The organism is Streptococcus sp. HMSC078H03 (genome assembly GCF_001808655.1).
Taxonomy (GTDB): domain Bacteria; phylum Bacillota; class Bacilli; order Lactobacillales; family Streptococcaceae; genus Streptococcus; species Streptococcus salivarius_G.
The window spans coordinates 1-291 of sequence record NZ_KV794110.1 but is presented as its reverse complement, the minus strand read 5'-3'; the positions used below and the strand labels follow the sequence as shown (position 1 = coordinate 291).

The 291-nt window shown below is 41.9% G+C and carries 1 protein-coding gene; it reads left to right on the top strand.

The window, feature by feature from the left end; translation table 11 throughout:
- A partial coding sequence (locus HMPREF2607_RS10175; RefSeq protein ID WP_148130154.1) for a helix-turn-helix domain-containing protein occupies positions 1 to 291 on the top strand: 291 nt, incomplete at both ends.

Here is a 291-nt window from a genome sequence, read left to right as displayed (position 1 = left end):
ACGACTTTCAAAAGCCTTCTAAAATCCCTCTTCTCGAGCAAGCGGGAACTTCAACACTACTACGTCTGAAGAAACGTCGCTTCCAGTGTAAAGTATGTAAGAGAGTAACAGTGGCTGAAACCTCAATCGTTGAGAAAAACCACCAAATCTCCAACCTTGTCCGACAAAAGGTTGCACAACTTCTAACTGAGAAGGTATCACTAACGGATATTGCCAGAAGACTTCGTGTATCAACGTCCACCGTTTATCGTAAACTTGACCAGTTTACTTTCAAGGAACATTATGACAAAC